Source organism: Streptomyces sp. NPDC028907 (genome assembly GCF_055564995.1).
Map to the genome: position 1 here is coordinate 108,872 of NZ_JBVHVE010000011.1, position 14,126 is coordinate 122,997.

The window sequence follows — 14,126 nt, forward strand, 5'->3', positions numbered from 1 at the left end:
TCACTTCGTTGAACTACTGATCCCGCGGAATACGTCACCACGACGTCATCCGCATGCAGAGCGGCCGAACTCGCGTCCTGGACACCTTGGAGGACCCCGTGGCCAGCCCCGAAGACTGGAATCAAGTTGGGTACGACGGAAATCCGGTCGCCGGGAACCCCGATGTCATCGACGGCGTCACCCGTGAGTTCCGCCAGCTGCGGGATCTGGCCGCAGATGTCGACGGGGGACTCGACAACATGCTGGGCACCGCGTCGGGCGGCGGCTTCGAGGGACAGACCGCGGACGCACTGCGCCGCTATGTGAAGCAGGAACTCAAGACGTTCACGGAGAACGTCGTCCGCTCCTTCGACCTCGCGTCCTCGGCCACCGCGCGGTACGCGAACGCCCTGCGGGAGGCCAGGGGCCGGGCCGACAGCGCCGCGGAACGAGGCGGCGCCGTGGCGATCCCCCCGGCCGGCCTCGTCGGCAAGGACGCCCCGCCCCCGGCGGAACTCACCGCCGCGAAGAACGACGTCGAGGCCGAGGTCGACTTCATCACCGGCGAGGCCAAGGTCCTTGAGGACGCCCTGCGGGAGGCGGCCTCGATGGTGTCGAGGCCCATCAAGCCGCCGAAGAAGAGCTTCTGGAAGAGGTTCGTCGAGGGGTTCTGGAAGGCACTGGAGATCCTCACGATCGTGCTCACGGTCGTGGCGGTCATCGTGGGCGGCCCGCTGGGGCTGCTGGCGTTCGGCCTCGGCGCCGTCCTCTTCGTCAAGGCGCTGGTGGACTACGCCCAGGGAAAGACGAACGCCCTCGGGCTGGGCCTGGCCTTCCTCGGCATCCTGTTCCCCTCGACCAAGGGCCTCACCACGGTCGGCGGACTGATGCGGCTGATGAAGTCCGGTCTCACCCTGGGGCTGCGGGGTGCCGGCCGGGCCCTCGGCGCGGGCGGCCGCATGCTGCTCCAGGGTGGCCGGCTGCTGATGGCGCCCCGGACGCTGGCCACCCTGACCGGTCAGGGGCTGCTCAGGCTGTCGCAGGCGGGCGGCCGCATGCTCTTCACCGGGATGTCCCGGCTGCCCGGCTTCCTCGCCGGCATGCCCCGGGCGCTCGCGAACGGGGCGCGGTCCGCCGGCCGTTTCGTCCGGGGCGCCGTGCGGTGGGGGCGGTTCGCGCTGCGCCGCGACCTCTTCATGACCACCGGGTTCGTCGGCGGCGGCATGGCGCGCCGGCTGGGTGTCTACGCGATCACCAACGTCGGCCGGGCCTTCGACTTCGTGGTGTCCGCGATCCTGCCGCTGCGCTACTCCGAGCTCGCCAGATTCGGTTTCCGGGGCGCCTGGCGCATGGGCATCCTGGAGCGCGGCATGCTCAAGACGCCCCCGGTCGGCCGCACGCTCGGCAGGGGCGCGGGCTCGCTCGCCGGCGACCTGGCCGCGAGGACCGGCAGAGGGCTGTTCACCCCCGAAGCCACCAGGCCGCTCGGAGAACCCGGCAAACTGGTCGTCCCCGGCACCAGGGCCTGGGACGACGCGCTCGACGAACTTACCGAGTTCACGCCCCCGACGGCCACGCTGCCCGGCCCGACGAGCGCCGCGTCCCTGCCACGCGTTCCGGGCCTGCCCTCCAGCCGCTTTTCGAACACCCTCGACGACCTAGTGGAACCGGTCGCCATGAACGACCTGGACGGCCTCGGCTCCCGCTTCGGACCCCTGCTCCGCAACGGCGGCATCGATGTGGCGGACCTGGGCGCCGACGGGCTGCTGCCCCCGCGGTTCCGCAGTGTCCTCAACACCCTCGACGACCTGGACGAGTTGGGGCAGCGGTCCGTCCCCGGCCGTTCCGTCCTGCTGGAGCAGCCGCAGAACGCGGTCACCCGGCTGCGGGACCTGGACGCCTTCGTGGGCCTGGACCGCACCCAGGCCGGTCTGCTGAAGCCCGTCGACGAACTGGCGGAGCTGGCGCCCCTCAGCATCGACGGCAGGTTCGGCGGCCTGACCACGGTACAGCTGCGCAAGATCCTCGACGGTGAGATCGACCTCGTGGACATCGCACCGGACGGCGTGATCGTACGCATCGGCAAGACCGACCCGGTGAACGTCCACGTCGGGCTGAAGGACGAGGTGACCATCCGCGTCCTGGACCCCGAGGAACTGGGCACCGGCCCGCTGGTGGGGAAGTTCACCGGACCGGCCTCGCCGACGCGCCTCGGCTTCAAGCTCGACGACCTGGCCCGGTTGCTCCCCGAGGCACCCGGCGACATGGGCCGCGCACGGGAACTGCTGGGCATGGGGCCGCTGAAGACCGACCTCGTCACCAAGCCGGTCGCCGCGCAGACCGGCTTCCCGCCGCTCACCCTGCGGGAGATCATCACGGGCGGCGCCGTCGGCAAGACCGCGACCGACCGCTTCCAGGCGTGGGTCCGCGCACAGAACGCCGCCTTCGACCTGGACACGGCCGGCCAGAAGCTCACCCACGTCGCCGACGTCCCGGAGGTGTCGCCGCTGGGCCGCGCGGAAGCCGAACTGGACCTGAGTGCCGCCGAGTTGAAGTTCAACCAGGCGCGGTTCGACTTCGACCGGCTCGGCATGAACCTCAACACCGTCCGCCAGGACATCACGGTCATGATGGCCCGCCTGGACGGCCCGGGAGCGCACCTTCCCACCGGCGAACTGCGTCTGCTCGACGACCTGGGGCGGCCCTCCGGCCAGTGGATCACGATGCAGCCCGGCCCGACGGTCGAGTGGGTGCTCAGGACGGACGCCGGGATCGTTCCCGACGTCAAGGTACAACTCGTCGACGGCCACTTCACCGTCACCACCCTCGACGGCGTCGTCACCCGGTTCGACCCCGACGGCCGCCCCGCCGAACTCGCCGGGCCGGACCGGCTCGCGGCCGCCGCCGACCGCTCCGTCGCCATCTCGGCGATCACTCCGGCGCCGGTCTGGCGCACGACCGACGAGACGCTGTGGCGCATCGGCGGCAAGCGGAGCCTGGACCAGATCTTCAGCGAGGGGATCGTCCCGCGCGATCCCCTGGAGACCAATCTGGACGTCATGGTCAGGACCGGTCAGCCGTCGGCGTTCGTCAGCACCACGAGCGACCGGAACCTGATCTGGGACGGGATCTTCAAGTACGAGATCGAGGCCCCCGGCGGCATCGACGTCGGCCGGACCTTCGAGCGGGTCGAGGGCACGGAGGCGTGGAAGGCGTCGGGCTGGGAGTCCGAGCACGAGATCGCCTTCCCCGGCGGCATCGCTCCCGAGTTCATCCGCGGCGCGTACCGGCTGGACGCCCAGCACAACATCGTCGAGTGGATCCCGAACCCCAACTTCGCGGGCCGCAACCCCCTGCCCGACCTCGCCGGCGACCTGCGCCTGCACGCCGAGGCACCGTCGAGCATCGGCGCCGACGACTTCCGGGGCCTGTCCCTCGACGACCAGCTGCGGCTGCTGGACCGGCTGGACCTGGGCGGCACCTCCCGGCTGGACGACCTCGGTCAACTGGACGATCTGGGCAGCATCGGAGCACACAGCCCCGGCCGACTGAGCGACCTGGGCGACGACCTGGACCTCGCCCATCTGTCGGACGCCTCCCAGCTGAGCCGCTTCGACGCGCCGCCTCCCCTGAGCGAACTGCGCCTGACGGACCCGGGCCGGACCGGCCTACGAGTGGAGTGGCAGAGCACGCCGCGTGCCGGAGGCGGAGTCACGCTCACCGATGCGCTGGGGGACGTACGCCTGCACTACACCGTCGACCGTGCCCTGGACCTCGCCGACATGCGCATCCCGGGCCGGGACGCGTTCCTGCGGTTCGACGCGACGCCCGAGATGGGCGCGCTGCCCCGGGTGGTCGGCCCGGACGGCCTGCCGTCGGCCGGTACGGGTGTGGTGGTCGACCCGGTCAAGGGCGCCTTCGGCGTGGTCACCGGGGTGAGGGCGGGGACGCCGGACGGGGCCTGGACCGCACGGTTCGACCTGGACGGCACCCGGCTGTCCGAGGAGCTGGTGCTCTCCGGCCACGTCGGCGGTGCGCTGACCGACGCACGGCTCATCACGACGTTCACCCGGGGGCCGGGCGGCGACGTGGTTCCCGCGTTCCGGGTGGCCGCGCCCGGGCTGGGCGACGGCGCCTTCTCCGTCGTACGGCTGCCGGTCGACGCGGGCGGGCGGCTGCCGTCCGGCGGCTTCGCGGTGACCGACCTGGCCACCGGCAACCGGTTCGTCTTCGACCGGGCCGGCACGTTCGTGGACCTGCCCGCGGACGCCCCGCCGATCCGGCTGGACACGGCCGGGACGACCGTGCCCGGCACGGACACGGTCCCGCTGACGGCTCTGGACGACCTCGGCGGCCCCCTGTCCGAGCGGTTCCCGCTCCACTCCATCCCCGAGAACAGCGTCCTGAACGGCGCCTCGACCCACCTGCCGCGCATCGAGGGGGTCGAGCGGATCGAGCTGCGCGGTGCCGACGCCCCGGCCGTGGCGCGGCCGGCGGACACCGCGCTGCCCACCGATCTGTCGCTCACCCGCCTGACCCCGTTCCACGACGTCCGGCTGTCCGGTGTGGGCGACCTGGCGGGGCTGGAGTTCAGGTTCGCCGACGGCGCGCCCGGCGGTTTCCGGCTGGACATCACCGAGGCCACCCAGACGCCCCACGGTGCCGGGCCGCAGCCGAGGTTCACCGTGGAGCGGCTGGACAGTGGAGCGTTCCGCGTCACGGACCCGGCCGGGACGACCCGCTGGGAGTTCAGCGCGGCGGGCGAGTTCCTGGCCCGTGAGACGGCGCTCGTCGACAACGGCCTGGGGCTGCCGTCCGGACTGTGGTTCAGGACCACGGCCACGACGATGACGGACGGCATGGCCGCCAGGGTCGTCGGGTTGGTCGGCCCCCGGGGCGTCACCGACTCGTTCTCGCTCAGCGCGATCGACCGCACCCTGCAGGACCGGCTGCCCGGCGGCTTCACCCTGACCGACGGCGTAACGGGCAGCCGCTTCCACTACGACGCCGACCTCGACCTCGTGTTCCGCGACGTGCCCGACCCGGACGGCTCGGGCTTCCTGCGCTTCACCGAGGGCGCGCCCGACGTGCCGCCCGTCCGGCTGGACGACCTCGGCGGCGCGTCCGACCTCGACGACCTCGCCCGGATCTTCGAGCGCACGTTGGACGAGGCGTCGGGCGGCACGCATTCCTTGTCCGACCTGAACCTCGGCACGGACCTGCGCCTGCCCGGCGTGGACGAATCCGCCGCCCTGCGCCTGTCCGACCTGCGGGGCCCGGAGAGCATGCCGGACATCGACGACCGGGTGGTCCGGCAGGTTCTGGACCGGCACTTCGAGGAGGCGCTGGAACGCCTGCCCGGGATCGAGCTGTCCGGTGCTGAGGACCTCGCCGGCCTCGAAATCCGGGCAGTCCGCGTCCCCTCCACCGACACGGCACCGGGATCCTTCCGCTTCGAACTCCTCGACCGCGCCCCGGCAGGCGACGGCACACCGCGCGGTGCCGATCTCACGGTCGAGCGGGTCGCGGGTGGCAGGTTCGCCGTCACCGACCCGGCCCGCAACACCACGTGGACTTTCGCCCCCGACGGCTCCCTGGTGGGCCGCGAGTTCGTGTTGGCCGGCGAGGGGCTCCCTCCCGACCTGCGGATCTCGGTGCACCTCGACGTCGCCGAGGGAACGATGGAGGTCATCGAGAACGGTCCGGCCGGTTCCATCCGATCCATGCGACTCACCGCCACCGAGGGACCGCTCGCCACGCGGCTGCCCCGTGGCTTCACTCTCACCGACACCGTCACCGGCAGCCGGTTCCACTTCGACCGCAGCGGGGCCCTCGTCTTCCGTGACCTGCCCGCCCGGGACGGCTCGGGCCTCCTGCGGTTCACCGAGGGCGCGGGCGACCTCCCGCCCACCAGGCTCGTCGAGTCGCTGGACGACAGCTTCCCGTCGCACTCCGGTCCTGGCGACGACCTCCTGGAGGAGGGCCTCACCGACATCTCGGAGATCTACGCCCGCACCCTCGACGAGGCTTCGGCCCTGCGGACCGCGCCCGAGGGCGTGCCGACGGACCTGTCCGGCATCGCGGGAGCCGTGGACTTCCTGCATGGCACACCGAACGCGCACGCCCTCCAGAACCTGGATCTCCTGCGCGTACAGCAGCTCGCCGGCGACGCCGCCGACTCGCTGAACCGGTTCGGGCTGAACCCCGACCTCCTCCACGACCAGCTGCGGCAGATGACAGCGCAGGCCCACGAGGGAATCAGACAGGGCGCCGTCAGCGCCCTGCGCGAGTACCTGAACCTGCCGCTGGCGACGCGGCTGGAGGACATGCGGGGCGGCGGCAGCCGCGTCGTCGGCGACTTCACCGTCACCCCGACCCGGGGCGGTGGCCCCGGCGGCAGCCACTTCATCGTCACGCACACACCGACGGACCTGACCACCGGCTTCGGCCCGAACCGCTCACTCCTCTACCAGGAGGTGTTCCTCAGGGGCGGCCCCGGCGACCTCGACGGGCTGAAGCTCGGACTCACCGGCCGCGCGGGCGAGGGCGGCTGGACCCCGGACGCCTTCCAGTTCGTGGGCGCCCGCCCGGCCGACGACACGTTCACGATCACGCGTCTCGACCCGAACCTCCCCACGGAGCTGCGCGGCGGCTTCACCGTCACCGACGCCGCGGGCACCACCAAGTGGCACTACGGGCCCGAGGGCACGCTCGCCCTGCGGGACGTCCGACTCACCGGTGACCGCGGCCTGCTCCGCTTCGACGCCGGGGCCCCCGACGGTGTGCCGCGCGTGCTCGACACGACAGGCAACCCGTCCCCGACCCTGCGCGCGGAGCGGCTCGACGACGGCCGTATCGCCCTCACCTCCACCGGCGAAGGGGTTCAGCCGCTGGAGCGGACGGTGCTCGACGCCCACGGCGTCAAGGTGCTGGAGGAGACGGTCGCCGTACACATCAAGGGCGGACGGCCGAACGGCCAGTACTGGCGGATCGACCATGTCACCTCAGAGGCCGCACGCCTCGACTCCACGGGCAACCCCCTCACCGGCCGCTACGCGAAGGCGAAGGTGGAGAAGTCCGCCACCGGCCAGTTCAAGCTGACCGGGGACGGCAACGTGACCCTCTTCGAACGCGAGGTCCTCGGCAACGGCAACCTCCTCCACATCGACCTCGACCGCGTCGGCCGGGCCAGGTGGACCGAGTTCGACAAGGCAGGGACCAAGGTCCGTTCCGGGGAGCGCATCTTCGACAACGACCGCAGGACCATCCACGACACCCTCTCCCACCGCTGGGCCCCCATGGACGTCCTCGACGTCCGGACGTACACCAAGGCCCTCGACGGCGGCCTGATCAGGGCCGAGAGGAACGCGACCGGCGAATGGACCTGGACCCGGTTCAACACCGAGGGCACCGAGGTGCTCGCCGGCACCCGCGACTGGTCCTGGAACCACATCGGATTCACGGACACCTTCCACGACCCGGCCACCGGACTGACGGCCGTCGCCCAAAAGCGCGGCAACATCTGGCCGTTGGACGGCTATCACGGTTCCCGCCTGTACACGGAACACCCCGTGCTGTCCGGGCCGGCCCCCGCGGGCATGCGCGTGGACCCCGCCCTGCACACGGCCCTCGGACCGAACAACAAGCCGATCGACATCATCGAGGAGCTCTCCGAACAACTGGCGGACGGCGGCACCATCCACGTCGTCCGGATCTCCGACCAGCGCCTCCCGGCGGCCTCGTGGAACTCGGGCGCGGGCCGCAGCCGGTTCCAGGACTTCTTCCGGAACTTCGCCACCGGCGACTCCCAGTTCCAGGTGTCCAAGTGGACCGAGACCGCGGCGGACGGCAGCCGGCTGCGCGGGGTCAGGCTCGTCGCGCACGGCGGTCACAGCTGGCAGGACATCGACGAGTTCGGCCGGCTCGTCCGCGAGACCCGCAAGCTGGAGAACGGCGACGTCGTCGAGGTGGGCCGCAGCCTCACCGACCCCAAGCAGTGGGCCCCGGCCCCGAAATGGAACGGTTCCGCCACCGCGTACGAACTGCCCTGGCGGGACACGACGAGCGGCGTCACCGGCACCCGCCACCTCACCGCGGACGGCCACTTCGAGGACGTGTTCCGCAACGCCGCCGGCGACGAGGTGCTCTCGATGCGCTCCCAGGGCACGGGCGTTCGCGAATACCTCGCCGAGAACCCGGCGCGCGGCATCGGCGCCGACGACGCCTCCGGCGTATGGGTGGACAAGAACACCCAGCTGCAGATCACGGGCCGCCGCGACCACTGGGGCGACCTCCACGTCGAGGCGCACGGCAACCCCCGCCACCGCACCTGGACCTGGAAGGCCACCGACTCCGAGGGGAACGTGACCCAGGGCGTACGCAAGCAGGGCCGCGGCACGCTGTACTCCCCGGTCTGGGACGACTCGTTCGTCGACTTCAAGCGGCTCGACAACGGCAAGCTCGATCCGCTGCGGGAGCGCACCGCCACCGACGACGGCAGCGTCTGGATCGACGCCACCCGGCGCGACGACGGAACCTGGACCTGGCAGAAGAACGGCGCCGACGGCACCGTCCACTCACAGGGCGTCCGCGACTACACGGACCTCGCCAAGGGCCGCTGGAACGACCGGATAGGCGACGAGATCGTACGGCGGCGAGCGGGCGGCCGCGTCCGCGAGTACGCGTACACGGTGGACGCCCCCGCGCCGCCCGTGACGTCCGTGCCGGCCTCCGGCGAGTCCACGCTGACCGAACTGCTCTCCCGCTCCAGACGGCACTTCGAGCCGCCGGTGTCCGTGACCGTCGACCGGGAGGTCTGGCGGGAGTGGGACATGGGCACGGTGCGCCACCGCCGCGACCCCGTGGAAGGCGTGCCCGGCCGGTACCGGGAGTCGGAGTCGCTGTGGGGGCAGTGGCGGGAGTACCAGGACAGCCGACTGGTGGCGCAGCGCACCATCACCGGGCGCGTCTGGGAGACCGACGCCTTCGGTCGCTGGTCGTCCTTCGACGTCGCCAAGCTGCCGGAGATCAGCAGCCTGCCCCAGGTCGGCGGACAGGTGGGCCTGGACGGGCACCGCAGCTGGCGGCTGATCGGCCGCGAGGTCGACTTCCGCGGTTACACCACCGAACTGCGCGGTCTGAACCGTGAGTTCCGCGATGTGTTCCACGAGATCTGGACCGGCGTCGAGGACGGCTCCTCGCGCGCCATGCCGATGTGGCGCCACCAGGTGCGCAAGGTGCTCACGGACTTCACCATGGGCTATCTGATCGAGTTCGGCACGAGCTATGCCGTGTCCGCGGTCGCCGCCGAGATCAACAACACCCGCTTCGACCCGACGCAGGCCTTCGAGCGGGCCCTGCTCAACGCCGCGATCGGCGGCGCCATCCGCACCGGCGTCAACGCGATCTACGACACCACACGGGTCGGCTACCTCAAGAACGGCCTGACCAACCTCGACCAGGGCATGGACTTCAACCGCCACCCGCAGGCATCCAAGGACGACTGGCCCGGCGAGTGGTCCGCCTACGAGAACCCCACCCGCTGGCGGTCGGGCACCTACGACTTCTTCAGCAACCTGGGCGTCGGCGTGCTCACCGGCTTCGTCAACAACACCGTCAACGCGGCGGTGTTCGGCGTCAACGGCGAGAAGCGCACCGGCCTCGACGCCCTCGAGGCGGGCGCCTGGGGTGCGGCGGGTTCGGCGCTCACCGGCGTCACCAGCGGACTCACCAGGTACGCCTGGCACGCCACCGCGGGCTCACGGGTCTTCCACCGGCTCGGCCCCGGCGACTACGTCTGGCAGACCGGCGAAGCCTTCACCGCGGGCGTCATCAACTCCCTCCTCACCGGAGCCAACGGCGCGAACGTCAATCCGAACCGCGCCTTCCCGTCCACACCCACCACCACACCGGCGGCGGCCCCGCAGCCCCCGGCCGACCAGCCCGCCGCACTCACCGAGGGAACGGAGCTCCCGTGACCGCCACCGCCACCGCCACCGTGCACCGGGTCGCACCCAAGGGCCGCGGGGCCCATCGCAGCATCGCCTCCGCGGTACGCGCCGCCGCCGACGGCGACGAGATCCATATCGCCCCCGGCTCCTACGTCGAGGCGCTGGTCCTGGACCGTGCGGTGACCCTGCTGCCGGAGGAGGGGCCGGACCTCGCCGTACGCCTGCTGGCGGCGGACCCCGGCCGTCCGGTCCTGGACGTCGCCGCCCCCGGCGTCCGCGTCCACGGGCTCGCGCTGATCGGCCAGGACCCGGCACTGCCCGCCGTGCTGGTGACCGGCGGCGGCCTGGAACTTGACGGCTGCGAGATCACGGGAGGCCGTGTCGAGGCGGGCGGCGAAGCGTCGCTCACCCTGCGCGGCTGCCGGGTCTCCGGGGCCGCCCTGGCCGGGATGCACGCGAACACCACGGGCCGGACCGAAGTGAGCGACACGGTGGTCGAGGACGTCGACGGCACGGGAGCCGTCCTCGGCTCCGCCACGGCGGCGGAGCTCGTCGGGCTGACGGTCCGCGATGTCACCGGATCCGGGGTCCGCGTACGGGGCCGTGCCGCGGCGGTGCTCCGCGAGTGCCGGATCACCGGCCCCGGCCGCAGCGGGCTGCTGGTGGAGGACGAGGCCTCGGTGGCCGCGCTGGACTGCCGGCTGGAGGAGACGGGCGCGGAGGGCGTGCGGGTGCTGGGCAGCTCCCGCCGTCCGGACGGGGAGGACGAGCGCCCCGAGACCGCGGAGGGAGGCGTGGTGCTCGCCGACTGCCAGGTGCTGCGCACCGGCACGGACGGCGTCGCCGTCTCCGGCACCGGTGACGTCCTGCTGCGGGGCGTCCGGATACGGGGTGGCTCAGGGCCCGGCGTGCGCGCCGACGACGACAGCACGGCCGTACTGGTCGACTGCCAGGTGGACCGCCCGCAGGGCTCCTGTCTGGTGGCCCGCGGCAACGCCCGCCTGTCCGCCGAGGGCACCACGGTGCACGGCAGCCGCGCCAACGGCCTGCTGGCCGGGGACCGTTCGCAGGTCAGCCTGGCGTCCACCGACGTCACGGACTGCGGCTTCAGCGCCGTGCACGCCTGCGACGACGCCCGGCTCTCGCTGACCTCCTGCCGTATCGGCTCCACGCCCGAGTACGGTGTCCGGGCCACCGACCGGGCCGACCTCACCGTCGAGAGCGTCCGGATCAGCGACTGCGGCCTGTCCGGGCTCCAGGTCGACGCCGAAGCGGCGGCCCGGGTACGCGGGCTTTCCGTCCTGCGGGGCCGCAACGGCATCAACGCCGAGTCCACCGGCACGGTCGTCCTGGAGGAGTGCGACGTCACGGAGGCCGAACGCGCCGGCATCACCTGCGGCGCCGGCACCTCGGCCGTTCTGCGGGACTGCCGGATCAGCGGCACCGGCACCGCCGGCCTGGTGGTCGGCGAACGCGCCACCCCCAGCATCGAGGACTGCACGGTCCGCGACGCCACCGGCTCCGGACTGGTCCTCGGCCCCTCGGCCGAGCCCCGCGTCCGCTCCGTCACCGTGACCCGGACCGGGAAGAACAACCTGTTCGTCGGCGAGAAGGCGCGCGGCACCTTCGAGGAGTGCGTCTTCGCGGCGCCCGGCACCGACGGTCCGGCGTTCCCGGCCCTCCACCTGGCGGCCGGCAGCGCGCCCGTGCTGCGCGGCTGTCTGGTGCGGGACGCCGAGGAGGACGTGGCGGCGGAGAAGGGCGCCCGCCCGGTGTTCGACGACTGCGTCTCCCGGAACGTCACCAACGCGGCCCTGCCGACCGGCGCCAGGGAGGCCCTGACGTCCACCGGGGGCGGGGACACGGCCGCCGCGAGCACCGCACGGGAGACCGACGCGCCGGCCGAGGACACCCTGGAGGACCTGCTCGTCGAACTCGACGGACTGGCGGGCCTCGACCGGGTCAAGAACGACGTGTCGTCCCTGGTCAAGCTGATGCAGACGGTCCGCCGCCGGGAGGAGATGGGCCTGGCGGCACCCCCGCTCAGCCGCCACCTCGTCTTCACCGGAAACCCCGGCACCGGCAAGACCACCATCGCCCGCCTCTACGGCCGTATCCTCGCCGCCGTCGGCCTGCTCGACCGCGGCCACCTGGTCGAGGCAGACCGCGCCGGCCTCGTCGGCGAGTACGTCGGCCACACCGGCCCGAAGACCACCCGCGTCTTCGAACAGGCCCGCGGCGGCGTCCTCTTCATCGACGAGGCCTACAGCCTCACCCAGTACGCCGGCACCAACGACTTCGGCCAGGAGGCCATCGCCACGCTGCTGAAGCTGATGGAGGACCACCGCGACGACGTGGTCGTCATCGTGGCCGGATACCCCCGGGAGATGGAGGTGTTCGTCCGTTCCAACCCCGGCCTGGCCTCACGCTTCAACCGCACCCTCCTCTTCGAGGACTACGGCTCCGCGGAACTGGTCAGCATCGTCGAGCACCAGGCGGCACAGCACCAGTACGAACTCACGGCCGCCGCCCGCGACGCCCTGACCGCCCATTTCGACACGCTGCCCCGGGAACGCGGGTTCGGCAACGGACGCGCGGCCCGCCAGCTCTTCCAGGCGATGACGGAACGTCAGGCGTATCGCGTCGCCGAACTGCCCGACATCTCCGAGTCCGACCTGATGACCCTCACCCCGGACGACCTCCCGTAGCACGCCGCCCGGCTCCGCAGCCCTCGTAAGCAGCCCTTCTCCCGTCTCTTCCAAGGACCCGCCCCATGCCGCAGACCCCCCGTCGACCCGACCGCTCGGACGGCGCCTTCGCCGACGTGTTCGCCCGCAAGGCCCGCACCCCCCTGCGTGGCTTCCTGCCCGGCCGCAGGGTCTGGAAGGCCGTCGGAGGCTCCGTCGCCGTGGTCCTGGTCGTCACCGGGACCACGGCCGTGGTGTCCCGCATCGACTGGAGCGGCGGCGACTCCGACCAGGTGGTCACCGCGGCCGAGAAGAAGGACACGGCGAAGAAGGACCCGGACGCGTCCGCCCCGCCCAAGCCGACCGTGCCCCCGACCTCGGCCACCCCTGCCGAGAGGCACTCCGACGACGGCCCCGACGTCGTCTATCTCCCGCAGCCCGGCGGATCCGGGAGCGGCGGCTCCGGCGGTTCCGCCTCGGGCGGTTCCGGTACGGCCGGCGACACGAGCACCGACTCGGGCGGTACGCGGGACTCCGCCTCGCGGACCACCGGCACCACGCAGCAGGAGCCGACGGAGTACCTCTGGGCCGACGGGAGCGTGGACTCGACGGACGACAACGGCTACTGGGACCAGAGCGTCGTCACCGTGAAGTCCACCAAGGCCCTCAGCAGCCTCAAGGTGGTCGTCAAGATCATCCAGACCGGAGGCGTCGCCAGCACGGGCACCTGGACCTCCCTGGGCGACAAGGTGACCGTGCACACCGGAGGTTCCAGCGGCGAGCTGGACTACGTGGTGACGCTGAACGCCGGCGTCACCCTGGACCCCGGCACCTATGTCCTCAAGTTCCAGTTCAACCACGACCAGGGCACCCGCGACGCCGGCGGCGACCGCTACAACGTGAGCGCCACCTCCACGGCCTCGGTCACCGAGTTCCGCAAGGGCGGTTTCTGAGCGGACGCAGACCGGGCGCCGGGCATGCGCCGGGTCGAGGGCGTCGAGCACGAGGCGCGTGGCCACGTTGTTGTAGCTGATGTCGACGTGGCCGGTGAACTCGGCGGGGCAGAGGTCCTGGAGCTTGAGGTTGGTGACGTTCGGGGCGGCGTCGAGACAGGCCGAGGTGTACGGGGTGACGACCTCCACCTTCGCCGCCCCGCCGAGGTTCCTGATGTAGTGGCGCGGCATCATGCCGCCCTGCGAGTGCCCGACCAGGTCGACCTTCGCGGCGCCCGTCGCGCCTCGGACCGGGTCGACGAAGTCCGTCAACCGCCGGGCGGAGGCGGCTATGTCACCGGTGCCCAGCAGGGCGCCGGAGTCGGCGCCGTGGTTGAGGGCGAAGACGCAGTACCCGGCTTCGGCGAGCAGCGGGGCCAGGGCCGCCCAGTTGTCGGCGGTTCTCCATGGTGCCGTGCACGAGCACCACGGGACGCGGATGCGCGGCGTCGGCGCGGCAGGCGAAGTCGTTGGCATCGGAGGGCACGGCCGTGGGGTGGGCCAGGGAGTACATGAGT

General features: G+C 72.1%; 3 protein-coding genes and 1 pseudogene. 3 read left to right on the top strand and 1 reads right to left on the bottom strand.

Annotation, left to right across the window (positions count from 1 at the left end; genetic code table 11):
* Nucleotides 1-98: 98 nt before the first annotated feature.
* From ACZ4UU_RS30550 to ACZ4UU_RS30560, 3 genes are all read left to right on the top strand, one after another.
* Nucleotides 99-9,956 (top strand): scabin-related ADP-ribosyltransferase, encoded by a 9,858-nt coding sequence (locus ACZ4UU_RS30550; RefSeq protein ID WP_471906609.1) that lies wholly within the window; start codon nt 99-101, stop codon nt 9,954-9,956.
* Nucleotides 9,953-12,637, top strand: coding sequence for a right-handed parallel beta-helix repeat-containing protein (locus ACZ4UU_RS30555; protein WP_471906610.1), 2,685 nt, complete (start codon nt 9,953-9,955; stop codon nt 12,635-12,637). Before ACZ4UU_RS30550 ends, ACZ4UU_RS30555 begins: the two co-directional genes overlap by 4 nt.
* Nucleotides 12,638-12,702: 65 nt before the next feature.
* Nucleotides 12,703-13,569 carry a hypothetical protein gene (locus ACZ4UU_RS30560; RefSeq protein ID WP_471906611.1) on the top strand — a complete coding sequence of 289 codons (867 nt, stop codon included), beginning with the start codon at nt 12,703-12,705 and terminating at the stop codon, nt 13,567-13,569.
* A gap of 258 nt (nt 13,570-13,827) precedes the next feature.
* On the opposite strand, the pseudogene ACZ4UU_RS30565 reads toward ACZ4UU_RS30560, so the two are convergent.
* A pseudogene (locus tag ACZ4UU_RS30565) lies at nt 13,828-14,085 on the bottom strand (lipase family protein); the annotation flags it as partial.
* Nucleotides 14,086-14,126 lie beyond the last annotated feature (41 nt).